The organism is Burkholderia sp. LFS061 (assembly GCF_047978125.1).
Lineage (GTDB): Bacteria > Pseudomonadota > Gammaproteobacteria > Burkholderiales > Burkholderiaceae > Burkholderia > Burkholderia pyrrocinia_C.
In genome coordinates, this window is sequence record NZ_JBFPFS010000011.1 from 60,888 (window position 1) to 84,676 (window position 23,789).

General features: G+C 70.0%; 23 protein-coding genes. 9 read left to right on the top strand and 14 right to left on the bottom strand.

What is annotated here, in order from left to right:
- Positions 1-78 precede the first annotated feature (78 nt).
- The 4 genes from phaP (at position 79) to ACNQQL_RS13020 (ending at position 3,431) form a co-directional block, all read left to right on the top strand.
- The gene (gene phaP / locus ACNQQL_RS13005) at positions 79-666 is read left to right on the top strand and encodes a TIGR01841 family phasin (protein ID WP_347064321.1); all 588 of its coding nucleotides are present in this window, start codon (positions 79-81) and stop codon (positions 664-666) included.
- 308 nt (positions 667-974) lie between these two features.
- Positions 975-2,156, top strand: a complete 1,182-nt coding sequence (locus tag ACNQQL_RS13010) for an acetyl-CoA C-acetyltransferase (protein ID WP_047901068.1) — start codon at positions 975-977, stop codon at positions 2,154-2,156.
- Between the two features lie 215 nt (positions 2,157-2,371).
- Positions 2,372-3,115: an acetoacetyl-CoA reductase gene (gene phbB, locus ACNQQL_RS13015; RefSeq protein WP_347064322.1), complete on the top strand. Its 744-nt coding sequence runs from the start codon at positions 2,372-2,374 to the stop codon at positions 3,113-3,115.
- Positions 3,116-3,224: 109 nt separating this feature from the next.
- On the top strand, positions 3,225-3,431 hold the full coding sequence (locus ACNQQL_RS13020) for a hypothetical protein (protein ID WP_175962072.1): 207 nt from the start codon (positions 3,225-3,227) through the stop codon (positions 3,429-3,431).
- Positions 3,432-3,521: 90 nt separating this feature from the next.
- Here the strand turns inward: ACNQQL_RS13020 and ACNQQL_RS13025 are convergent, their stop codons facing one another.
- From ACNQQL_RS13025 to ACNQQL_RS13070, 10 genes are all read right to left on the bottom strand, one after another.
- Positions 3,522-3,851, bottom strand: coding sequence for a hypothetical protein (locus ACNQQL_RS13025; RefSeq protein ID WP_347064323.1), 330 nt, complete (start codon positions 3,849-3,851; stop codon positions 3,522-3,524).
- Positions 3,848-4,351, bottom strand: coding sequence for a hotdog family protein (locus ACNQQL_RS13030; protein WP_347064324.1), 504 nt, complete (start codon positions 4,349-4,351; stop codon positions 3,848-3,850). Before ACNQQL_RS13030 ends, ACNQQL_RS13025 begins: the two co-directional genes overlap by 4 nt.
- Positions 4,351-5,166: a beta-ketoacyl synthase chain length factor gene (locus tag ACNQQL_RS13035; protein ID WP_347064325.1), complete on the bottom strand. Its 816-nt coding sequence runs from the start codon at positions 5,164-5,166 to the stop codon at positions 4,351-4,353. Before ACNQQL_RS13035 ends, ACNQQL_RS13030 begins: the two co-directional genes overlap by 1 nt.
- An 8-nt stretch (positions 5,167-5,174) precedes the next feature.
- Entirely contained in the window at positions 5,175-6,386 is a 1,212-nt protein-coding gene (locus ACNQQL_RS13040; protein ID WP_347064326.1) for a beta-ketoacyl-[acyl-carrier-protein] synthase family protein, read from the bottom strand.
- Positions 6,387-6,449: 63 nt separating this feature from the next.
- A complete protein-coding gene (locus tag ACNQQL_RS13045; protein ID WP_347064327.1) occupies positions 6,450-7,340 on the bottom strand; it encodes a polysaccharide deacetylase family protein in 891 nt (296 codons plus the stop codon).
- Positions 7,337-9,805 carry an MMPL family transporter gene (locus tag ACNQQL_RS13050; protein ID WP_347064328.1) on the bottom strand — a complete coding sequence of 823 codons (2,469 nt, stop codon included), beginning with the start codon at positions 9,803-9,805 and terminating at the stop codon, positions 7,337-7,339. Before ACNQQL_RS13050 ends, ACNQQL_RS13045 begins: the two co-directional genes overlap by 4 nt.
- Positions 9,805-10,446, bottom strand: coding sequence for an outer membrane lipoprotein carrier protein LolA (locus ACNQQL_RS13055; protein WP_347064329.1), 642 nt, complete (start codon positions 10,444-10,446; stop codon positions 9,805-9,807). The genes ACNQQL_RS13050 and ACNQQL_RS13055 overlap by 1 nt, the downstream gene beginning before the upstream one ends.
- Complete coding sequence (locus ACNQQL_RS13060) at positions 10,443-11,420, bottom strand: acyl-CoA synthetase (RefSeq protein WP_347064330.1); 978 nt, start codon at positions 11,418-11,420, stop codon at positions 10,443-10,445. The genes ACNQQL_RS13055 and ACNQQL_RS13060 overlap by 4 nt, the downstream gene beginning before the upstream one ends.
- On the bottom strand, positions 11,417-13,171 hold the full coding sequence (locus ACNQQL_RS13065) for an AMP-binding protein (protein WP_347064331.1): 1,755 nt from the start codon (positions 13,169-13,171) through the stop codon (positions 11,417-11,419). The genes ACNQQL_RS13060 and ACNQQL_RS13065 overlap by 4 nt, the downstream gene beginning before the upstream one ends.
- A gap of 64 nt (positions 13,172-13,235) precedes the next feature.
- Complete coding sequence (locus ACNQQL_RS13070; RefSeq protein WP_347064332.1) at positions 13,236-13,889, bottom strand: hypothetical protein; 654 nt, start codon at positions 13,887-13,889, stop codon at positions 13,236-13,238.
- Positions 13,890-14,460: 571 nt separating this feature from the next.
- On the opposite strand from ACNQQL_RS13070, the gene ACNQQL_RS13075 reads away from it, so the two are divergent.
- From ACNQQL_RS13075 to ACNQQL_RS13095, 5 genes are all read left to right on the top strand, one after another.
- On the top strand, positions 14,461-14,721 hold the full coding sequence (locus tag ACNQQL_RS13075) for a phosphopantetheine-binding protein (RefSeq protein WP_347064386.1): 261 nt from the start codon (positions 14,461-14,463) through the stop codon (positions 14,719-14,721).
- A gap of 110 nt (positions 14,722-14,831) precedes the next feature.
- Positions 14,832-15,548, top strand: a complete 717-nt coding sequence (fabG, locus tag ACNQQL_RS13080; RefSeq protein ID WP_347064333.1) for a 3-oxoacyl-ACP reductase FabG — start codon at positions 14,832-14,834, stop codon at positions 15,546-15,548.
- Positions 15,549-15,635: 87 nt separating this feature from the next.
- Complete coding sequence (locus tag ACNQQL_RS13085; RefSeq protein WP_347064334.1) at positions 15,636-16,946, top strand: endoribonuclease L-PSP; 1,311 nt, start codon at positions 15,636-15,638, stop codon at positions 16,944-16,946.
- Positions 16,947-17,071: 125 nt separating this feature from the next.
- The gene (locus ACNQQL_RS13090; protein WP_347064335.1) at positions 17,072-17,854 is read left to right on the top strand and encodes a glycosyltransferase family 2 protein; all 783 of its coding nucleotides are present in this window, start codon (positions 17,072-17,074) and stop codon (positions 17,852-17,854) included.
- Positions 17,855-18,052: 198 nt separating this feature from the next.
- Positions 18,053-18,814 (top strand): M48 family metalloprotease, encoded by a 762-nt coding sequence (locus tag ACNQQL_RS13095; protein ID WP_347064336.1) that lies wholly within the window; start codon positions 18,053-18,055, stop codon positions 18,812-18,814.
- A 100-nt stretch (positions 18,815-18,914) separates the two neighbouring features.
- On the opposite strand, the gene ACNQQL_RS13100 is transcribed toward ACNQQL_RS13095, so the two are convergent.
- Genes ACNQQL_RS13100 through ACNQQL_RS13115 form a run of 4 tightly spaced genes read right to left on the bottom strand, consistent with a single transcriptional unit; the run spans position 18,915 to position 23,666 of the window.
- The gene (locus tag ACNQQL_RS13100) at positions 18,915-20,630 is read right to left on the bottom strand and encodes a lactate permease LctP family transporter (RefSeq protein WP_347064337.1); all 1,716 of its coding nucleotides are present in this window, start codon (positions 20,628-20,630) and stop codon (positions 18,915-18,917) included.
- A 56-nt stretch (positions 20,631-20,686) separates the two neighbouring features.
- Complete coding sequence (locus ACNQQL_RS13105; RefSeq protein ID WP_347064338.1) at positions 20,687-22,132, bottom strand: LutB/LldF family L-lactate oxidation iron-sulfur protein; 1,446 nt, start codon at positions 22,130-22,132, stop codon at positions 20,687-20,689.
- Positions 22,129-22,869, bottom strand: a complete 741-nt coding sequence (locus ACNQQL_RS13110) for a LutC/YkgG family protein (RefSeq protein ID WP_347064339.1) — start codon at positions 22,867-22,869, stop codon at positions 22,129-22,131. Before ACNQQL_RS13110 ends, ACNQQL_RS13105 begins: the two co-directional genes overlap by 4 nt.
- Positions 22,866-23,666, bottom strand: a complete 801-nt coding sequence (locus tag ACNQQL_RS13115; RefSeq protein WP_347064340.1) for a (Fe-S)-binding protein — start codon at positions 23,664-23,666, stop codon at positions 22,866-22,868. Before ACNQQL_RS13115 ends, ACNQQL_RS13110 begins: the two co-directional genes overlap by 4 nt.
- Positions 23,667-23,789 lie beyond the last annotated feature (123 nt).

Here is a 23,789-nt window from a genome sequence, read left to right on the forward strand (position 1 = left end):
CAATAAGTAAGCCGGCTTTCGATCTGGCTTCTATTTTTCTTTACGTCGTCTCTCGCATTGCCAACAGGAGCGTGCCCGATGTCCGTATTTGCCCCCGAAAAATTCGCCGCCGATTATCAATCCGGTATCGCCGCGTGGTTCGCGATCGCCCGTCCGGCGATCAAGGGTTTCGAGGCTGTCGTCGAACTCAACCTGCAGGCAGCCCGGACGGCGCTCGAGGAATACGAAGACAAGCTGAAGAACGCCTTCAACAGCAGCAATCCGGCCGCGGGTTTCGCGCAGCAGGCGGCCGTACCGCAGGAAGCGGCCGGCAAGGTCGTGTCGTACGGCCGCCATCTGTTCGACATCGCGGTGTCGACGCAATCCGAATGGGCGAAGGTCGCGCAGGCGCAATACGAACAGAACGACAAGCGCCTGAAGGACGTGATCGGCGAACTGTCGAAGCATGCGCCGGCCGGCTCGGCGCCGGTGGTGGCCGCACTGAATTCGGCGCTGTCCGCGGCGACGGCAGCGGCCGACTCCGTGCGCGCAGCGACGGGTCAGGCGATCGAAGCTGCACAGAGCGGCTTCGATGCGGTCAGCGAAACGGCCACGCGGGGCGGCAAGCAGACGGCTGCCGCCGCACGCAAGGACGCGGCAGCGGCTGCGCGCGAATCGGCCGCGTAACGGCGCAACCGCGGACATAACCGCGGACGTGAGCGCGTGTCGCGCGCAGGCGCGACACGACACGATTGATCGGCGTCGGATGGCGCCGTGCATCGCGTGTGTTGCGCAGTGCACGGCGGCCCTCCGGTTTGCCGCAAGGTGCATGTGCGGGCCGTGCCGGTGTGCCGCCGGTGCGACCGGACGCTGCTCATGGCGCGGCGGCGTGCGACCCTTATCGCGCCGAATGGCCCGACGTGCGCCATCGCCAATTGCAGCCGGCTCGTGCCGGCGTCAGAACGACGAACTTGATTTCGATGCAGGAACTGAACATGACGGACGTAGTGATCGTATCGGCCGCGCGGACCGCGGTCGGCAAATTCGGCGGCTCGCTTGCGAAGATTGCGGCGCCTGAACTGGGCGCGACGGTGATCCGCGCGGTGCTGGAGCGTGCGGGCGTGAAGCCCGAGCAGGTCAGCGAAGTGATCATGGGCCAGGTGCTGACGGCCGGCTCGGGGCAGAACCCGGCGCGGCAGTCGCTGATCAAGGCCGGGCTGCCGGCGGCAGTGCCGGGGATGACGATCAACAAGGTGTGCGGCTCGGGCCTGAAGGCCGTGATGCTGGCGGCGAACGCGATCGTCGCGGGCGATGCGGAGATCGTGATCGCGGGCGGGCAGGAGAACATGAGCGCATCGCCGCACGTGCTGCCGGGCTCGCGCGACGGGTTCCGGATGGGCGACGCGAAGCTGGTCGACACGATGATCGTCGACGGCCTGTGGGACGTGTACAACCAGTACCACATGGGCATCACGGCGGAGAACGTCGCGAAGGAATACGGAATCACGCGCGAAGAGCAGGACGCATTCGCGGCGCTGTCGCAGAACAAGGCTGAAGCGGCGCAGAAGGCCGGGCGCTTCGACGACGAGATCGTGCCGGTGTCGATTCCGCAACGCAAGGGCGAGCCGCTGCAGTTCGCGACCGATGAATTCGTGCGTCACGGCGTGACGGCGGAATCGCTGGCGGGGCTGAAGCCGGCGTTCTCGAAGGACGGTTCGGTGACGGCGGCGAACGCGTCGGGCCTGAACGACGGCGCGGCGGCGGTGCTGGTGATGTCGGCGCAGAAGGCTGCGGCGCTGGGCCTGACGCCGCTGGCGCGGATCAAGGCGTATGCGAACGCGGGGGTGGATCCGAGCGTGATGGGGATGGGTCCGGTGCCGGCGTCGCGCCGGTGCCTGGAGCGCGCGGGCTGGACGCCGGGCGACCTGGACCTGATGGAGATCAACGAGGCGTTCGCGGCGCAGGCGCTGGCGGTGCACAAGCAGATGGGCTGGGACACGTCGAAGGTGAACGTGAACGGCGGGGCGATCGCGATCGGCCACCCGATCGGCGCGTCGGGCTGCCGGATCCTGGTGACGCTGCTGCACGAGATGGCCAAGCGCGATGCGAAGCGCGGGCTGGCGTCGCTGTGCATCGGCGGCGGGATGGGCGTCGCGCTCGCGGTCGAGCGCGTCTGAGCAGAGGCTGAAGACGACCCGCTGGCGGCGCCGGCCGGCGCCGCGTGCGGGCGAAGTGGTTGTCGCGCACGACAAGCAGCCAACAACAAGCGCGATGTTCCGATGCGTGCCGCGCCCGCGACGCGGGCGGCTGCGCATCGAAGCGGTGGGGCGGCAGCATGTGCGATGCCGTCGCCCCGCATTCATCGATTACTTTTTTGTCGGTAATTTATAGGATGACTAAGCGAATTGCAGTTGTGACAGGTGGAATGGGCGGTCTCGGCGAAGCGGTCAGCATCAGGTTGAACGACGCGGGCCACCGGGTAGTCGTCACGTATTCGCCGAACAACACCGGCGCCGACCGCTGGCTGACCGAGATGCACGCGGCCGGCCGCGAGTTCCATGCGTACCCGGTGGACGTGGCCGATTACGATTCGTGCCAGCAATGCATCGAGGCGATCGTGCGGGACGTCGGCCCGGTCGACATTCTCGTGAACAACGCGGGCATCACGCGCGACATGACGCTGCGCAAGCTCGACAAGGTGAACTGGGATGCCGTAATCCGCACGAACCTCGATTCCGTGTTCAACATGACGAAGCCCGTCTGCGAAGGCATGGTCGAGCGCGGCTGGGGTCGCATCGTCAACATCTCGTCGGTGAACGGCTCGAAGGGCTCGGTCGGCCAGACCAACTATGCGGCCGCGAAGGCCGGCATGCACGGGTTCACCAAATCGCTGGCGCTCGAGGTCGCGCGCAAGGGCGTGACGGTGAACACGGTGTCGCCGGGCTACCTCGCGACGAAGATGGTCACGGCGATCCCGCAGGACATCCTCGACACGAAGATCCTCCCGCAGATTCCGGCGGGCCGGCTCGGCAAGCCCGAGGAAGTCGCGGCGCTGGTCGCTTACCTGTGCTCGGAGGAGGCCGGCTTCGTGACGGGCTCCAATATCGCGATCAACGGCGGCCAGCACATGCAATGACGCACGGCGGCCCGGACCGCGTTCGCGCGCGTTTCGGGCCGCGTTCCGCTATATCCAGTGCCGGATCGGCGGCAGGCGTGCCGCTTCGGCCTCGCATTCCGGAGAAGGCATGGGTGAAACCTGGATGGGACTCGCGATCGGCGGCTCGGCACTGGCCGTCGCGCTGACGATGGCGGTCTTGCTCTACTGGCTCGAGCGGCGCCGCGCGCGGCTGCTGCGGAACTTCGATCATCGCGATTGCTGGTTCGTCGCGTACGGCAAGTGCTTCGCGCGCAGGCCGGCGAGGCCGGCACGCCGCATGCGCGGCGCGCGATGACGGCCACGACGCCGTGGTAACGCGGCGTCGCGATCGACGGATGGTCACGCATCGCGCGCATGCAGTCGGTGATGCGCGCGATGTGCGTGCTCAATCGCTCTTTTCGCTCTTTCCACCCGAAGCGCCCGAGTCGTTCTTGTGGAAGATCCGCTTCGTCGTGCGCTTGGTGGCATCCCAGCCTTCGCGCGACGCGTGTGCGACTCCGTGCCCGACCGCCTTCGCGGCGCTCGCGGTTGCGTGGCCGAAGCTGCGTGCAGCTTCGCCCGTCTTGTGCGCGGCTTCCTTCGAATCGCGCTTGATGTCCTGTTTCACTTCCGACATGTCCGCATGCGCGATTGGGCTGATCAGCGCCAGAACGAGCGCGGTGCCAATGAACTGACGAACTTTCACGACCTGGTTTCCTTGTATAAGTCTCTTCATCGAGGATTCGAATTGCCGGCGGGCGGCGGCGCAAACGTGCCGCCCGCCGATGCGTCGAGCATCACCGCGGCGCGGCCGGTCAGCAGCACGCGATCGCCGCAGCGCAGCGCGAAGCCGTACAGCACCGAGCGGCCGTCGCCGCTCATGCGTTCCGCGTCGACGGTGAGCGGCAGGTCGAACGTGTCGAGCCGGTCGACGAACGCGTCGACATTGCGCACGCTCGCCAGATAGCCGGCGCGCGGACGTTGTTCTTGCATACCGAGCAGCGCGCCGTGCACGGCCATCGCCTGCGCCGCGTATTCGATGCCGCAGACCGACGCGAGCCGGCCGTGCGAGCGCAGCGGGTTGTGCGGATCGCGGTGGCTCGTCGCCGTGCAACGGATGCGTTCGGCGTCCCACGCATCGACCGTATCGAGTACGCACATCGTGCCGCCGTGCGGAATATGCGCGGCGATCCACGCGTGGTCGAGCGGCGGCGTCAACGCGATCGTTGCGGCCATCACGCGCGCTCCGCGAAGGCAGCCGGCATCGCGACGTCGACCTGCACGCGCGTATCGGCCAGGTAGTCGAGCACGACGCGCGTCGAACGCCGTGCAGCCAGCGCATCGAGCAGCGGCAGCACGCGCGCGGCCGGATTGCCGGTGCGCAGTGCGTCGAGCTCGGCATTCGCGAGCGTCGTGGCAGGCGCGTCGGTGAGCTGCACGTCGATGCGGGCGAGCGCGCGCTCGCTCGCTTCCGGCGCGAACACGAGCGCGACGCCGAATGCGTCGTCGATCGGCCGCACCGTGCGCAGCGGTTCCGGATAGTCGGTGTCGTACGCGATCAGCAGGGTCGGCAAGCGATCGACCGCGACCTGGCACAGGCTTTCGAGCAGGCCCGCGGCAAAGCTGCCGTCGTGCGCGCACAGCACGTTCGACGTCGCCATCGCGCGGGTCGCGATGCTCCAGTAGCCGGCCGGCGCGTTGTGTACGGAGTTGTGGAAACGCGTCGGCGACAGCTGGCGATCGTCGCCGGCGAGGGTTTCGCAGATCGCGTGGCAGTTCTGGCCGTCGCCGCCGGACGCGCTGAACACGGTAGCGAGCGTGGCCGCATCGCGTCCGCTCGCGGCGACCGCTTCGTGGCCGACCGCGAGCGCGACGCGCACGACGGGGCCCGTGCGGCGCCGCTCGGCCGACGGCAGGCCGGCCGGCGGCGGCAGCACGGTGCGTGCGCTTGCATAGGCCGCGCGGCCCGCGAGCACGTCGGCCGCGTGCGGCCAGTCGTTCAAGCCCGGCCCGACGAGGCCGATGCTTTCGATGAAGGCGGTGAGCGTCATGTCGGGCCTCAACGGCGTACGTGGCCGGCGCGGCCGAGGAGCAGGCTGCAATTCGTGCCGCCGAAGCCGAACGAATTGGAGAGCACGGTGCGCACGCGCATATCGCGGCTCGCGAGCACGTAGTCGGCGGCGAGCGCCGGGTCGGGTTGCGTCGTGTTGACGCCGGCCGGCGCGAACTGCTCGCGCAGCGCGAGCGCGGCGACGACCGCTTCGAGCGCGCCGGCCGCGCCGAGCGTGTGGCCGGTCGCGCCCTTCGTCGAGCTGCACGGCGTGTGCGCGAGCAGCGCGCCGACCGCGCGGCTTTCGGCCGCATCGTTGCTCGGCGTCGCGGTGCCGTGCAGGTTCACGTAATCGATGTCGTTCGCGTCGAGGCCGGCGGACGCGAGTGCCTGCTCGATCGCGACGCGCGCGCCGAGCCCGTCCGGATGCGGCGACGACATGTGGTGCGCGTCGCTCGATTCGCCGATACCGAGCAGCAGGATCGCGTTGCCGTCGAGCGCGGCGTGCGGTTCGGGCACGCGTTCGACGAGCGCGAACGCCGCGGCCTCGCCGATCGAGATGCCGTCGCGCGCAACGTCGAACGGCCGGCACGGTAGGCGCGACAGCAGTTCGAGCGAGTTGAAGCCGTACAGCGTCGTCAGGCACAGCGAATCGACGCCGCCGACGACGGCCGCGTCGATCAACCCGGCCTCGATCATGCGGCGCGCGGAGCCGAACACCTTCGCGCCGGACGAGCACGCGGACGAGATCGCCATCGCCGGCCCGCGCAGCGCGAAATACGCTCGCACGAACGCGGCCGGCGAATACGGGTTGTGCGTGTGCGCATAACGAAAATCGGCAGGCAGCGCGCCGCTCGCCGGGTCTCGATGCTGGTACGCGCGTTCGGTCTCGAGGATGCCGGCCGTGCTCGTGCCGATGAACACGCCGACGCGCGCCGCGCCGTGGCGAGCGACGGCTGCCGCGACGCGTGCGTCGAAGCCGTCCTGCGTCAGGGCGAGTTGCGCGAGGCGGTTGTTGCGGCACTCGAAGTCGGCGAGGTCCGCGCGCACGGGTTGCTCGTCGACACCGTCCACCGCGCCGATCCACGTGTCGAGATCCGCACGCTCGAAGTCGCATGGTGCGAGCCCGCCGCGGGCGTCGCGCAGTGCATCGAGGGTCGCATCGAGGCCACGGCCGATGCAGCTGGTGGCGGTGAAGTGCGAGAGCAGGAGAGGTTTCACGAGGGTCGCATCCGGTGGCCGGAACGGGCGCCGCAGCAAGGCTGGGAGGCGCGCCGTCCGCGGTCAGATTTTATCAAACGGGGGTGCCGGAACGCCCGGCTGGCCGGGCGGTTCGGGCGCGAGCGCCGCGCGCAGCGTGGTCCAGTGCAGTTGCGCATCGGCGGCTGCGTGCAGCACCGCTTGCAGTACGTCGAGCACGACCGGTTCGCCGCGCGCGTCGCGTGCCGCGTGACCGTCGTGCACGAGCAGGATGTCGCGCGGTGCGAGGCCGTTCAGCAGGCGGCGCGTGACGGTCGCGGCGTCGTGCGCGCGCGTGTCGAAGCCGCGTCGCGTCCAGCTCGCAAGCTGCAGGCCGAGTTCGCACAGCACCGGTTCGAGAAACGGGTTGCGCAGGCCGGCCGGCGCGCGGAAGAACAGCGGGCGCGTGCCGGCGATCTCGGTCAGTGTCTGCTGCGCTGCCGCGATCTCGCGCCGCAGCGCGGCGGGCCCCGACAGCGAGAACGTGTGCCGGTGCCGCTGGCTGTGGTTCTCGACCGCGTGACCGCGCGCGACGATCGCTTCGATCCACTGCGGATGACGGCGCGCCAGATCGCCGATGCAGAAGAAGGTTGCGCGCGCGTCGTAACGGTCGAGCAGGTCGAGCACGCGCGGCGTGACGTCCGGGTCGGGGCCGTCGTCGATCGTCAGCGCGATCCGGCGGCCGGCGCCGGCCGGCAGGCGCGTCCAGTTCGGGCCGAGCAGCGTGCTGCGCGGCCACAGGCCGGCTGCCGTCAGCGCGAGATGCGACGCGACCACGCCGCCGACGGCCCACGGCCACGCGGCCGGCTGCACGGCGACGGCGGCGGCCGCGCCCGCGTGCAGCGCGGCCGTGCCCGCGATCAGCGGCGTCGGCTTCCAGCGGCGCGCGCCGGATTGGCCGTCCTGTCGGGGCGGAACGGACGACGGTGCGTTCATGCCTGGCTCCGTTGACGACGATCGCCGGCCGCCGTGGCGCGCGGCGCGAGTATCGCCGCGAACGCGAGCGCGAGCATCGCGCCGGGGCCGACGGTCAGCCCGAAGGTTTCGAGCAGCGGCACGCGCGACAGCGCCAGCAGCCCGAAGCCGGCGACCGTCGCGAGGTTCGCGACCAGCAGCGACACGAGCGTGTGTGGCGTGACGGGCTGCGCGTCGTCGCGCTTGCAGAAGAACAGCGCGTAGTTCGAGCCGACCGCGACGATCAGCAGCATGCCGACGAGGTGCAGGATCGTCAGTTGCACGCCGGCGAGCGCGAAGCCGGCCGTCACGACCAGCACGGCCGCGACGAGCGGCGCGAGCGCGCGCACGGCACGGCGCGGCGAGCGCAGCACGATCAGCAGCAGCACGGCGATCGCCGCGAAACCCGCGAGCGACAGCCGGATGTCCTCGCGCACGTAGCTCACGTACAGGCGATCGGCTTCGGCTTTCATGTCGACGAACAGCGCATCGGGCACGCCCGCCTGCGCGACGGCCGTGCGTATCGGCGTTGCGTCGAACCTTTGCGCCGATTGCGCTGCGCGTGCGGCGTCCGGCGCGCGCAGCGGCAGCATCGCGCTCCAGCGGCCGTCGCGTTCGGTCAGCAGCGCATCGACCGCGAGCGCCATCGACGTGCCGCGCAAGTCCGCACGCGTCAGCAGCGGTGCGTGGCGGGCGGCTTCGATATCGGCGATGAACGGCGCGAACAGGTCGGGCTTCACCGCGATCGGCTGGTTCGCGACGGCGCCGCGCATTCGCGCGGCGAGCACGTCCGCATCGGGCAGGCTCGCCTGGCGCGCGCGCTGCGCGGCGTCGCTCGGCAGGTAGCGCGCGGGGCTTTCGAAACCCGCGAGCGCGCGCTGGTCGACGAGCGGCTGCAGTTGCACGGCGACCTTTTCGGCGCCTTCGAGCGCGGCCTGCTCGGTCGGCGCGGAAATCACGACGAGGTAGCGTACGTCGGGCGCGCCGACATCGGCGCGCAGCCGCGCGTCGAGCGCCTGCGCGCGCGCCGGCACGGGGCTGAGCGAGGCGAGCTCGCGGCTCCACAGGCCGTCGCGATGCAGCACGAGCGTCGCGCACGCGGCGACCACCAGTGCGGCGAGCGGCCAGCGTAGCCGCGGCGCGGCGTCGGCCGCGCGCGCGAGCACGGCGCCGACGCGCGACACGTCGCGGATCGCGACATGCCCGCCGTGCAGGTGCGGCAGCACGAAGCGCGTGACGAGCGCGGCGGCCGTGAGCCCGGCGATCGAATACAGCCCGAGCTGCACAAGGCCCGGGAATCCGGAGAACAGCATCGACGCGAAACCGCACACGGACGTCAGCACGCCGAGCCGGATCGTCGGCCAGTACGCAGCGAGCCATGCGCGCGTCGCATCGGCCGGGCGCGCGCCGCCGCGCGTGCCGGCCTGCGCCGATTGCACGAACAGGTAGATCGAATAGTCGACGGCTTCGCCGATCAGCGTCGTGCCGAAGCCGAGCGTCAGCCCGTGGACCGTGCCGAACGCGACGCTGACCGCCGCGATCCCGGCCGCGACGCCCGTCAGCACCGGCAGCAACCCGAGCGCGAGCGTGCGCGGCGAGCGGTACAGCGTCAGCAGCAGCGCGACGATCAACACGACGCTTGCCGTCGACAGCCGCTCGACGTCGTGCCGGATCGTATCGCGCATGTCGACCGAGAACACGCCGGGGCCCGTCATCGCGAGCGTGGTCGCGGCCGCGTTCGGCACGGCCTGCGTCGCGGCGGCGAATGCGCGGCGCACCGTGTCGATCGCGCGCGCCTGCGCGTCGGTATCGGAGCCGGCCGCGGCGGTCTGCACGACGAGCACCGCGCGCGTACCGTCGTGCGACGCCCACACGCCGTCGCGGTTCGCCGGCTGCGCCGCGCTGTCGAGCTGGTCGACGAGCGCGGCGACTTCGCCGGTCGGGTCGCGCGGCAGCATCGCCTTGGCGACGGGGCCGGCCGACGAGCTCAGCAGATCGAGGCTGTCGCCGAGCGCCTGATGCAGGCCGTCGGCGCTGAAGCGCTGCGGCGTGACCGCCGGGCTCAGCAGGTAGCGGTGATCGAAGATGAACTGCCGGTCGCGCGCGTCGTTCGCGGCTTCGCCGTTGTGAACCGCCGCGAACTGCGGATCGGTGCGCAGCGTGCCGGCGATGCGCCGCGACAGCGAGGCGCGCGTACTTGCATCGCCGCCGTCGATCGCGACGAGGATCAGCCGCGACACGATGCCGTCGCGCAACTGGTCGACGAGCACGCGCTGCCCCGCGCTCGGCGAGTTTGGCAGGAACGCTGACAGATCGGCCGTGAAGTGCGCGCGGCCGATCGCGACGCCGCACGCGACGAGCGCGAGCAGCCACACGAGCACCGCGCGCTGCCGCAACGCGTGCAGGCGGCGCGTGACGGGCGAGGGGCGGATGCGCTGCTCGTCCATCAGTTCGGATTCGCCGGAACGGGTTGCAGGCGCATCACGGAATGATCGCCGTCGGCCTGCCGGATCGCGACGCCGCGCAACACATCGCGCGTGCCGTCGAGCGTGATCGTGCTGACCACCTTCAGCATCCGCGAGTCGAGCGGCGTGAGCGTCAGCGTCCAGTCGTCGCCGCGCCCGGCGAGCGCGACCTTGTACACCTGTTCGAGCGCGAAGCGGTTGCCGGCGAGCGTCGCGCGGATGCTGTCGATGAACGCGCCGAGTTCCGGATAGCGCGCGAGCGCGAGCGTGTACTTGCGGTTGTTGCGCTCGACGGTGAGCGTGTCGCCGTCGACGACGAGGTGTTCTGGCTTCGGGCTCAGCGTGTGCTTTTCCAGATGATCGGGCGCGACGAACACGAGTTCGCCGGACGATTCGACCGGCTGCGTGGCGATCGACAGGTACTTCGTTTCGGTGAACGTCGCACGCCCCGACTTGTGCTGCGCGAGCGTCGACATCAGCCGGTCGAGGTTCCAGGCCGAACCCGTGTCGGCCGCGTGCGCGTGCGCTGCCAGCGCGATCGCGGCGGCGGTTGCGGCGAGCAAGCGGGCGCCGCGGTGCAGCGCGAGCGGGAACGGGAGCAGGAAGCGGCGAACGGCGGTCATGCGTCGGAATCCCTCGTGGCGGGCAGGTCGGCAGCGGCGCGCGCAGCGGCGCGGCGCGCGGCCGCGGCGTCGCCGACTTGCCAGAAATCGAAATAGTTGAACCAGTTGTACGGCGCTGCCCGGCAGTACTTGTCGAGCAGCGCGACGTAGCGCGCGAGTGCCGCGTCGACGGCCGCCGCGCGTGCGTCGCGCCGCACGTCGGAGAAATCGGCGAGCGTCTCGAAGTGCACGTCGTAGCGATTGCCGTCGCGATAGAGGCCCGTCATGAAGATCACCGGGCGTCGCAGCATCGCGGCCATGTAGAGCGGGCCGAGCGGGAATGCGGCCGGCGTGCCGAGCAGCGGCAGCCGCCGCAGCGACGCGGCCGCGTCGTCGCGCAGCGTGCGGTCGGCGAGCATGCCGATCATGCAGTTCGCGTCGAGGCGCTCGCGTACTTTCAGCATCGAGTCGACCTGCCCGAGCGGAATCACTTCCGGCGTCGCGGCCGGATTCACCGCGGCGAGCGTCGCGTTGATCTTGCGCGCATTGTTCTCGTACATCGTGACGACGACGCGCAGGTCCGGGTGCGTGCGGCCGATCGCGCGCACGACCTCGAAGCTGCCGAGGTGCGCGCCCATCAGGAACGCGCCACGTCCGCCCGCGAGCGCATCGTCGACGAGCGTTTCGCCGTGCAGCCGGATGTCGAACAGGTCGAAGCGCCCGTTCATCAGATAGATGCGGTCGTGGATCGTCGCCGCGAACGTGAACACGTGCCGGTACACGTCGCGCCAGCGTGCGGGGCGGCCGAGCACGCGACGCAGGTAGTCGCGCGACGCGGCGCACGCGACCGGCGAGAACAGCACGAAATACGTCGCGATCAGATGCAGCACGATGCGCGCACGCTGCCGGCCGAAGCGCAGCGAGATCCACGTCATCGCGCGCAGCAATCCCGCGTTGCTACGCTCCTGGCGTTCGGCCCACGCGGTGCGCTTCATGGCTGGGCACCGTCCTGCACGGCCGGCGGCGCGGACAGCACGCCGGTCGCGACATCACGCGACCCGGCGCGCAGCGTGAAGCGGATTGCGCCGCTGGCCGAGGCGTCGAACGCGAGATCGAGCGGTTCGCCGGGCGCGACCGGGCTCAGGAATTTCGCGGAGCCGAGCCGCCATGCATGCAGCGGACGGTTCAGCGCCGCGCCGATCGCGTGGATCGCATGATCGAGCAGCACGACGCCCGGCACGACAGGATGACCGGGGAAGTGGCCGGGCAGCGCCGGATGGTCGGCGGGAATCGTGAACGCGAGCGCGGGCGTGCCGGCCGCGTCGCGCGAGGGAAGCGGTGCGGCCGCGGTGCGTGCGTGTCGTGCGACGAGCGCGGCCAGCGCGTCGCGCGGCAGTTTGCCCGTTTCGTTGCGCGGCAGCGCGTCGACGAACACGAGCGGGCGCGGCATGAACGCGGGATCGATCCGCTCGCGCAGCGCGCGCTGCAGATCGGTGGCCGCGAGCGTCGGCGCGACGACGAGCGCGACGAGGCGCGTGACCGGTTCGAAGTTCGAATCATCGTGCGCGGCCACGGTTTCGTCGGGCATGAAGAACACGCCGTCGACCACCTCCGGAATCGCGTTGAGCTGATGGTTCAGGTACGCGAGCGACGTGCGCTTGCCGGCGATGTTGACGAGATCGGCCTTGCGGCCGTGCAGCAGGAAGCGGCCGTCGCCGAGCAGTTCGAGCGCGTCGCCCATCGGCACGGGTGCCTCGACGTGTCCGCCCGACACCCAGACGGTCGGCTCGCCGTCGTCGCCCGCGCCGTCGCTTGCGGGTTCGTTGCGCGCGTCGAGGCGGATGCCCGGGAACAGCTGCCACGCTGCGCCCTGCGACGTGCGGCGGGTCGCGATCTGGCCGGTCTCGGTGCTGCCGTAGATCTCGACGAGCGGTGCGTCGAGCGCGGCTTCGGCTTCGCACGCGAGCTTCTCCGACAGCGGTGCGGTGGCCGACAGCACGAGCGCCGCGCGCGGCAGCGCATGGCCGGCCGACAGCAGCGCGCGCAGGTGGATCGGCGACGTGACGAGCACGCGCGGCTGCGGGATCGCGTCGAGTTCGTCGCGAATGTCGACCGGGTAGAACGGCTGGCGGTTGCTGAACGCGAGGCCGCCGATCAGCGCGAGCAGCACCGTCGATTCGAAGCCGTACATGTGCTGTGCGGGCACCGTGCCGATCAGCGTGGCCGCGCGGCCGTCGAGCAGCCCGAGGCGGTCGGCCGCCGCGCGCACGCAGCCGACCAGGAAGCCCCAGGTCTTGCGGTGCGGCACCGGCGCGCCGGTCGAACCGGACGTGAACACGTACGCCATGATCCGCGCCGCATCGATCTGCGGCACGGCGAACGGCGCATCGTCGGCGAGGTCGCCGGGGGCGGTATCGGGATACGCGAAGCGCGGCAGGTCGATCGCGCAGTCGGGCGCGTCGTGCAGACAGAACGCATCCGGCGCGAACGACGCGAGCTGGCGGACCATTTCCGGCGTGTGCGTCGACGGCAGCAGGCTGACCCTGTCGGCGACGAGCGCCGCGCACAGGCTGACCGCGAAGCGGTAGCGGTCGCGGCACACGTTGAACACGTGGCCGCCGGCGGGCAGCGCGGCGGCCACGCGCGCGACATCGGCGACGAACGCGCGCACGGTGACGGGCGCGCCGTCGCGCCATGCGATCGTCTGGTCCGGCGACGAATGGAATACCAGCGGGTGAGTCGGCATAAATCGGTAAAAACGGGAGCGAAGGCCGGCGCGGCCGCGTTGCGGCGCCGCGCCGGCCGTGAATTCATCGTGACGCCTGCGACGCGTGGGTTGTCGCGCGATACGCGCGCACCGCGTCGACCATTCGCGGTCGCGGCTCGTGCGGCAGCGCGAAGCGCCGGCAGGCATGCTCGGCGGCGAACATCACGGCGACGAGTGGCAGCGACAGGTAGTTCGCGAACGTCGACCACGTGACGATCGGCGCGGTCGCGAACAGCAGCGTCGACACGGCGGCGATCGCGACGAAGAACAGCGTCCACGCGAGCGTGATCTGCCGCGTATAGCGCGCGATGGCCGGCGTGACCGCGCCGTGGATCATCGTCGCGAAGCGCGTGCACAGCGGCACCTCGCCTGCCGCGAGCGTGCGGCCGAACAGCAGCGCCATCGCGACGTTGAAGCTCGCGTGTTCCAGATACAGGCCCCATTCGAAGTGCTGCGCGAGCGGCGCGCGCGCGGCCCACAGTGCAGCGGCGGCCAGCAGCCAAGCCGGCACGAACCATGCACGTCGCGGCGAGCGCAGCGCCGCACCGAGCGCGAGCAGCAGCGGCGGCACGAGCGCCATCGCGAGGCCGAAGCCGTGTGCGCCGGGCGTCGCGGCCGCGTAGTGCGCGCCGGCCTGGTAGGCGGCGACGGTGCCGACCACGGCGACGCCGCGCGCGATGGACATCAACCTGCTCATCGGCGGCCTCCGTGCGGGCGCGGGCGCGCGTGGCCGGCGGCCGTCAGGCGGCGGCAGACGGACGGGCGAACCGGAACGGAGCGGAAGGACGGACGCGGCATGACTGGAGACATCGGGCGGATCGTGGCCGGACGTGGTGGTCGGGCCGTCAAACATCATATGAATGGCGGCCGGGACGCGGGTCCGGGCCGGTAATCGAGTGCGCCCATTTTAGGGCCGCGGCACGGCGTGTTCGGGGCGGGCGTGTGCGGGTTTTGTAACCGATTGTATGGCACCGGACGAACGGTTTCGCGGGGTCGGTCCATTTCCATCCAAAGCGGCTCAAGCGTCTCGTGCATTCGTGTCACGAAACGGGCCGCGGCGCCGGCCCGCCAGTCTGTAACCAATCTCGGTATACGGGCCGATACCCATCGTCTAGAATCCGCGTAACTTTTACAAACGATCCCCAAATAACGCAGGCGGGGACGCCGGCAGACGCCGGAGGGACGGAGATTTGCACGCGCCGGGCGTGCACGACGGTTGCCGTTTCCGGGCGCCTCCCGCTGCCATTGGCCGCCTGCTCGCACGCATGATGAACGCACTGGAACAAGAGCTCGCCACGCTGATCATCGGCGAACTGAATCTCGAAGACGTCCCGCTCGAAACAGTGACGGCCGAGACCCCGCTGTACGGCGAAGGTTTCGGGCTCGACTCCATCGACATCCTGGAAATCGCGCTGCTGATCTCGAAGAAATACGGCTTCGAACTGCGCTCGGACAATCCGGATAACCAGAAGATCTTTGCGACGCTCGGCGCGCTGGCCGTGTACGTCGCCGCGCATCGTACGAAGTGACGGCGCGGCGCACGGGCGCGGCGCGCAGGTGATGACGGTATGCGGCGGCGATCGGCAGACGATGCGCCGCCGCGCCGATCGAGGTGAAACGCGATGAACGGAGCAATTCGATGCGCTCGCTCGTGACGGGCGGCAGCGGCGCACTCGGGCAGGCGATCTGCATGGCGCTCGCGCAGGCCGGCCATGAAGTGTGGGTCCATGCGAACCGCCATCTCGCGCAGGCGGAGGCGGTCGCACAGCAGATCGTCGCGGCCGGCGGCACCGCGCGCGCGATCGCGTTCGACGTGACCGACGCCGACGCGACGCTCGCCGCGCTGGCGCCGCTCGCCGACGAAGCGCCGGTGCAGATCCTCGTCAACAACGCGGGCATTCACGACGACGCGCCGATGGCCGGCATGTCGCGCCGGCAGTGGCACAACGTCATCGACGTGACGCTCAACGGCTTTTTCAACGTCACGCAGCCGCTGCTGCTGCCGATGATCCGCACGCGACGCGGGCGGATCGTCAACATCGCATCGGTGGCTGGCGTGACCGGCAATCGCGGGCAGGTCAATTACGCGGCCGCGAAGGCGGGGCTGATCGGTGCGACGAAATCGCTGTCGCTGGAGCTCGCGTCGCGCGGCATTACCGTGAACGCGGTCGCGCCCGGCATCATCGAATCGCCGATGGCCGAACAGGCGTTTCCCGCCGAACGGATCAAGCAGCTCGTGCCCGCGCAGCGCGCGGGCCGGCCCGACGAAGTCGCGGCGATGGTCGCGTATCTGGTGTCCGACGCCGCGGCCTATGTGACGGGGCAGGTGATGTCCGTCAACGGCGGGCTCGCATGACGAAACGCGCGGCGTCGGCCTGACGTCGCGCAACGCGATGCCGACCACGATGTCGCACGGCCCGCATCGCATAGTGAGGAAATCGAAGTGTCCGTGCATCCAGTCGACGCCGAACGGCGCCCGTGTTCCCTGTCGTCAGCCTCCGCGCCGCTCGCGCGCGGGCAGGCGGCCGGCGGGCCGGACGCATCGCGATCGGGCGCGCCGCTCGCGCAGGGCCGCGACCGCGCACTGCAGCTCGTTCGGATGAGTCATGTGCGGCTCGCTGCGTTGCTGCACGATGCACGCATGCGTGGCGATGGGATCGACCGCGCGTTTCCGGGTGCGTTGGGCGCGGTGTGCATCGGCGCGGCCGGATTGCAGGACGAATTGAACGCAGAATCGCAGGCCGAATCGCACGCCGGTGCGGCGGCACGAATGCTAGCCGATGCAGCCCCCGACCTGCCGGTCGCACCGGTGCAGATGGCGCTGCTCGGCGCCGGCGTCGCACCGGGCGATGCCGTCTGCGAAATCTGGCAATGCAATGCGCGCGACCTGCGCAGCGAACGGCGCGGTGCGCTGCACTATCGCTACAGCGAAGCGGCGGGGCTCGTGTTCGGCAGCATCGTCGTGCACGAAACGCGCGACACGCAGCGCGACAGCGGCACGCCGCTCGAACGCGCGACGCACGATGCTTACCGCACGCTGTTCGACGTGCTCGATACGCTCGGCATGCCGCATCCGCTGCGCATCTGGAATACCGTGCCGGCGATCAATGCCGTGCAGTTCGGGATCGAACGCTATCGTCAGTTCAATATCGGCCGTCAGCACGCCTTCGACGCGTGCCGCCGCGCATTGACGGGCGGCGTGCCGGCCGCGTGCGCGCTCGGTTCGGTCGTGCCGGTCGCGGGCGACGCGTTGCCGGCGGCGCCGCTCGCGATCCATTTCATCGCGAGCCGCACGCCCGCAGATCCGGTCGAGAACCCGCGCCAAGTCAGCGCGTATCACTATCCGGCCCAATACGGCCCGCGTGCGCCGACGTTCGCGCGTGCAGCCGCCTGGGCGGACGGCGGCGCCGCGCCGGTGCTGTTCGTATCGGGCACCGCGAGCATCGTCGGGCACCGCACCGTGCATCGCGGCGACGTCGTCGCGCAAACGCGCGAGACGGTCGCGAACCTCGCGGCCGTGCTCGAGCAGGCCGCGCGGCAGGGGCATGGCCCGTTCTCGCTTGCCGACCTGAGCTATCGCATCTACGTGCGCGACGCCGGCGATGCCGCGGCGCTTGCCGAGATCGATCGGGTGCTGCGCGATGCGGCCGGTCCCGGCGTGCGGCCGCTCTTTGTCCATGCGGACGTATGCCGCGACGACCTGCTGGTCGAGATCGAGGCGAGCGCGGGGCACGCGATGGAGCGGCTGTCATGAAGCGGGAGAACTTCACGATCCGGCAACCGGCACCGCATACGGGCGGCGTCGACGAAGCCTGCCGCCAGTCGCCGGCAAGTCATAAACTTTTGTCAGGATCCCTGTCTTCGCAATCGGCCGTTCCCATGTCCAAGCCGCACGCCTCGTCCACCCACCTCGTCCTGATTCCGAGCTACAACCCTGGCGCCAAGGTCGACACGACCGTGCGCAATGCCCGCGCGCAGTGGAATCCGGTGTGGGTCGTCGTCGACGGCAGCACCGACGGCAGCGCCGAGCGGCTGCAGGCGATGGCCGAGCACGATCCCGGGTTGCGCGTGATCGTGCTGCCGGAGAACCGCGGCAAGGGCGCCGCGGTGCTCGCGGGGCTCGACGCGGCTGCCGCGAGCGGCTTCACGCACGTGCTGACGATGGATTCCGACGGCCAGCATCCGGCCGACCTGATTCCCGCTTTCATGGCCGCGTCGCAGGCCGCGCCCGATGCGATGGTGCTCGGCGTGCCGAAGTTCGACGCGAGTGCGCCGCAGTTGCGCGTCCAGGGGCGCCGGCTGTCGAACGCCTGGGCCGACCTCGAGACGCTGTGGGCCGGGATCGGCGATTCGCTGTACGGCTTTCGCGTGTATCCGGTCGCGCCGCTCGCCGCGATCATGCGGCGCCAGCCGTGGATGCGCGGCTTCGACTTCGATCCCGAGGCGGCCGTGCGGCTGTGCTGGGCCGGCGTGCGCCCGATCCGCATCGACGCGCCGGTGCGCTACTTCGGCCGGCACGAGGGCGGCGTGTCTCATTTCCACTACGGTCGCGACAACGCGCTGCTTGCATGGATGCACCTGCGGCTTTTCACCGGCTTCGCGGTGCGGCTGCCGATGCTGGTCGCGCGGCGGCTGACGCGGCGCCGCGACCAGGCGGCCTGAGCCGCGCGCCCGTTTTCCCTCCCGATCGTCGCCCGCTCGCGGCGATTGCTTCGGTTTCGATCTTCAATTTCGCTGAAAATCGCCGTTTCGCATCAATCCTATGAGTAATTAAGGTGTCATCGGATGTAAACATCTGGTAATTTTCTGCCGGATTATGCAAAATCGCCGCTCCCAAATACAACTATCGAGGGATCCGGGATGCAACTCAAGAAAGCGGTGGCAGCGTGTGGCGTGGCGTTCCTGTTGAGCGCATGCGGCGGGGTACAGAATCTCGACGCGAACGGCCTGACGTCGGCGGGCACGAACCTGTTCAAGGCAGCGACGCTGTCGGATTCGGACATCGCCGCGCTGTCGAACGACTCGTGCAAGTCCAGCGACGCCGAATCGAAGATCGCGCCGGCGAACAGCGCGTATTCGAAGCGCCTGACGAAGGTGATGAAGGGCTTCGGCGACATGACGCTGAATGGCCAGAAGGTCAACTACAAGGTCTACGTGACCAAGGACGTCAACGCGTGGGCGATGGGCAATGGCTGCGTGCGCGTGTACAGCGGCCTGATGGACATGATGAACGACGACGAACTGCGCGGCGTGATCGGCCATGAAATGGGCCACGTCGCACTGGGTCACTCGAAGAAGGCGATGCAGACGGCGTACGCGGTGAGCGCGGCGCGCAGCGCGGCCGGCGCGGCATCGCCGGGCGTGGCGGCGCTGACGAGCTCGCAGCTCGGCGACATCACCGAGAAGTTCATCAACGCGCAGTTCTCGCAGACGCAGGAAAGCGCGGCGGACGACTACTCGTTCGACCTGATGAAGCAGAAGGGCATGAGCCAGAAGGGCCTCGTCACCGCATTCCAGAAGCTGGCGAAGCTCGATGGCGGCCAGAGCTCGATGATGAGCTCGCACCCGTCTTCGACGAGCCGTGCGCAGCACATCGAGGATCGCATCGCGAAGGGCAGCTGATCGCGCAGCCGCTCGCCGGCTGACGCTGGCGATAGGCAGGCAAAATGAAAAACCCCACGCTCTTCCGGGCGTGGGGTTTTGTTTTTTTGGGGCGCGCCGCTTACGGCACCATCCCCGGCAGCACGTACGCCTGTACCAGCGTGATCAACCCGACGATCACCGCGAACAGCAGGCTGTGCCGCACCGTGAAGCGGAACAGCTCCGACTCCTTGCCGACGAGGCCCGTCGCCGCGCACGCGACCGCGATCGACTGCGGCGAGATCATCTTCGCGGTCACGCCGCCCGTCGTGTTCGCGGCCACCGCGAGCGTCTCGGGCACGCCGAGCTGATGGGCCGTGGCCTGCTGCAGCGAGCAGAACAGGGCGTTCGACGACGTGTCCGAGCCGGTCAGGAACACGCCGAGCCAGCCGAGGAACGGCGAGAAGAACGGGAACGCGGCGCCGGTTGCGGCCAGCATCAGCGCGAGCGTCGACGACATCCCCGAATAGTTCGCGACGAACGCGAACGCGAGCACGAGGCCGATCGACAGGATCGGGCGCGTCAGCTCCTTCAGCGTTTCGCCGAACGTGACGAGCGCGTCGCGCGGCTTCATCCGCAACAGCGCCATCGAGATCAGCGCGGTCACGAGAATCGCGCTGCCCACCGCGGACACCAGATCGATCTTCAGCACGGCTTCGAGCGCCTTCGGTGTCGCGGCGATCGGTGCGGTCTTCACGACGAGCTGGTCGAGCCCCGCCACATGGAACTTCAGCACGGTCGACGCGAGCGCGCCGTGCGCGGCGAACAGCGCCTTGAACGGCGCGATGCTCCACACGGTGACGACGGCCGTCAGGATCAGGAACGGCGACCACGCGCGCACCGTCTGCGCGAGCGTGTACGGCGACGCCTGCCGGCTCGTGCCCGTGCCGAAGCCGCCCGCGTCGAACCTGCCCGCGCCGAAACCGGCCAGCGCAGCGCCGCCGCCGGTCGCGACGATGCCGCCGGCTGGCTGCCGCGCGGTGCGCGGCTGCCACACCTTCAGGAACGCCGCGAGCGCGACGAGGCTGACGAGCGACGACGTGATGTCCGGCAGCTCGGGCCCGATGTGGTTCGACGTGAAGTACTGCGTGACGGCGAAGCTGCCACCCGCGACGAGCGCGGCCGGCCAGGTCTGCCGCACGCCGCGCAGCCCGTCCATCATGAACACGAGCCAGAACGGCACCGCGAGCGACAGCAGCGGCAGCTGGCGGCCGGCCATCGCGCCGATGTGGAACGGGTCGATGCCCGTCACCTGTCCGGCGACGATGATCGGGATGCCCATCGCGCCGAACGCGACCGGCGCGGTGTTCGCGATCAGGCACAGCCCGGCCGCGTGCAGCGGCTTGAAGCCGAGGCCGACGAGCAGCGCAGCGGTGATCGCGACGGGCGCGCCGAAGCCGGCCGCGCCTTCCAGGAAGGCGCCGAACGAGAAGCCGATCAGCAGCATCTGCAGGCGCTGGTCGTCGGTGATCGACAGCACGGATGCGCGGATGACGTCGAACTGGCCGGTCTTCACGACGATCTTGTACAGGAACACGGCCGCGACGATGATCCACGCGATCGGCCACAGGCCGTACGCGAAGCCGAAGCCGGCCGCCGCGAGCGCCTGCGGCACGGGCATCCCGTACGCGAGGATCGCGACGCCGAGCGACAGCAGCAGCGTGATCGCGGCCGCGACGTGGCCCTTCATCCGCAGCGCGGCCAGCGCGACGAAAAAGAAGATGATCGGGATCGCGGCGACGAACGCCGACAGCCCGAGGCTGCCGAGCGGGGTGTAGATCTGATGCCAAACCTGCATGGTTGTCTCCTCCATCTGTGTCTGTATCTCTATGGGTACGGTCGGGAAAGCGATGTCTATTCGGGCTGGCCGCGTGCGCGCAGCAGGTCGGACAGGCTGCGCGGCGCCGGTTCGAGCGGCGTGCGGTGCTGCGTCCAGCCCATCTGTTTCGCGGGTGTCAGCGCGCGCAGGCGCGTCGCGGTCCAGCGGAACGCGCGGTACGCGCGCGGATGCGCGAATGCGCCCGACCAGAAGCGCCACACGAGGTCTTCCGCGCGGTTGTAGTTCGCGCCCTGGCCGCGCAGCGGATGCGCGACGGGTTCGTCGGGCTTGCGGTTCGCCTCGGTGCGCAGCCGCACGAGCAGTTCCGGGATCGGGATCCGGACCGGACATACCTCGCCGCATGCGCCGCACAGCGTCGACGCGGTCGGCAGGTCGGCCGTCGCGTCGAGGCCGAGCAGGTGCGGCGAGATGATCTTGCCGATCGGCCCCGGGTAGGTCGTCCCGTACGCGTGGCCGCCGATGCGCGTATAGACGGGGCAGTGGTTCATGCATGCGCCGCAGCGGATGCACTGCAGCGTCGCGCGCAGTTGTTCGTCCGCATAGGCCTGCGTGCGGCCGTTGTCGAGCAGCACGAGATGCAGTTCGCGCGGGCCGTCGCGTTCGCCGTCGCGGCGCGGGCCCGAGATCAGGTTGAAGTAGGTCGTGATCGCCTGGCCGGTAGCCGAGCGCGTGAGCAGGCTCGACAGCGGCACGATGTGCTCGAGTTTTTCGACGACCTTCTCGATCCCCATGATCGCGATGTGCGTGTCGGGCACCGTCGTCGACAGGCGGCCGTTGCCTTCGTTCTCGACGAGCCACAGCGTGCCCGTGTCGGCTGCCGCGAAGTTCACGCCCGACAGGCCGATGTCCGCGTCGGCGAACGCGCGGCGCAGCGCGCGCCGGCCGGTCTGGATCAGCTCGTCGACGTCTTCCGTGTAGCGCGTGCCGGGGATGTGTTTCTCGAACAGTTCGGCGATGTCGCCGCGCGTCTTGTGGATCGCCGGCATCACGATATGCGACGGCTTCTCGCCCGCGAGCTGCACGATGAACTCGCCCATGTCGGACTCGATGCAGTCGACCCCGTGATCCGCGAGGTAATGGTTCAGCTCGATTTCCTCGCTCGCCATCGATTTGCCCTTGATCACGCGGCGCGCCTTCTTCGCCTGCGCGATGCCGAGCACGATCGCGTTCGCGTCGGCGGCCGTCTCGGCCCAGTGCACGTGCACGCCGGCTTCGACGAGCTTCGCCTCCAGCCGCTCGAGCAGCGCGGGCAACTGCGCGAGCGCATGCTGGCGCACGGCTTCGCCGAGATCGCGCAACTGCTGCAGCTCGGTGTCGTCGGGGAATTGCGTCGCGCGCTTGCCCTGCAGGAAGTCCATCGCGCCGCGAAAACTCCGGCGCAGTGCGGGATCGTCGAGCGCGGCGCGCGCGCGGGCCTTGAAGTCGCCGGGGGCGACGAATTGCAGCGTGTGGTCGCTCATCGCGGTTGGTCCTCGCAAGCGGTTGCGGCCGGCCGGGCGGCCGCGGCATCGGCCGCCGGATCGGTGACGATCACGACCCACAGGCGGCGCGGGCCATGCGCGCCATAAGCGAGCGTCTGCTGGATGTCGGACGTCTTCGACGGCCCCGACACCAGCACGAGGTTGGTCGGCATGCCGGCGTGCCAGCGCTCCGCGTGCGCGGCTGCGTGCAGGTCCGCATGCAGCGTGTTCGCGTGGACGAGCGCGACATGCAGCGGCGGCACCAGCGACACCGTGCGCGGCGTGCCGGCATCGGGCGCGAGCACGACGGTGCCGGTGGCCGCGATGCCCGAGCGGGCGACGGTGAAGCCCGCGTCGATCGTGTCGAACAGTTCGGCCTTCCACGCGTCGATCGGCCGGTCGAAAGGCATGGGCGCGACCGCGTCCGGCAGCGCGCGGGCGAGCGCCGCGGATTCGGCGCGGGCCGGGTCGAGCAGCAGGCGGCGCACGCCGGCGTCGGCGAGACGCGCGGCGAGTTGAGCGGGCCATTCGTCGTCGGTCGCGCACCAGACTTCCGCGTGCGATGCGGCGAGCGCGGCCTGCATCGCCGATGCGAGCGCGAGCGGATCGCGCGCGGCCGATGTGCGGCGCGTGTCGTAATGCGTGCCGATGCGTGTGTCGAGCGCGGCGGCGGCCGTCGCGGCGACGCCCGGGGCGGCGCTGCGCAGGCGCGCGAGAATCGCGTTGCGCGCGCTCATTGCTTGTCTCCGCGCAGCGGCGCGGCACCGGCCGTGCGTCGCCACAGGAAGCTCGCAAGATGTTCGACCGGCAGCGACGCGCCGGCCTTGGTCGCAGCATGGCCGATGTTCAGCAGGCAGCCGCAGTCCGCGGACACGAGCCGGTCGCAGCCGGTCGCGCAGGCCGACGCGACCTTGTCGCGCACCATCGCGCCGGAGATGTCGGGATGCTTCAGCGAGAACGTGCCGCCGAAGCCGCAGCATTCGGATTCGCGTTCGTGTTCGATCCGCGTCACGCCCGGCAGCGCATCGACGAGCGCGACGCCGTGCACGCGCGTGCCCATTTCGCGGCGCGCCGCGCACGACGTATGCAGCACGACGCGCTCGTCGGGCCCGGCGCTTGTCGCGGCCGCGTCGAGTTGCACGTCGAGCACATGGACGAGGAATTCGGCGAGTTCGTAGGTCCGCTCCGCGATCGCGCGCGCCTTCGGGCCATGGACGGGATCGTCGGCGAACAGCGCCGGCCAATGGTGACGGATCATGCCCGCGCACGAGCCCGACGGCACGATCACGGGCCACGGTTCGGCGAACAGGTCGAGCTGCGCGGCCGCGACGCGGCGCGCTTCGTCGGGATTGCCGCTGCTGTAGGCCGGCTGCCCGCAGCAGCTCTGGCCGCGCGGATAGTGGACGGTCAGCCCTTCGCGCTCCAGCAGGCGGACCGCGTCGAGCCCCGCTTCGGGGACGAACAGGTCGACCAGGCAGGTCGCGAACAGATAGACGTGCGCGGGGGCGGCGGCGGGATACTGCCTTTCGTTCATGTCTCGCTCCAGTGGCGACGGCCCGGCATGCGGATGCGGGACGACGATTTCGCTGCATAATTCCCGCGACGGCGCCGCAGCTCAAATTGGTTGGGCCAATCGGCGCGACGGGCATTCCGGGGG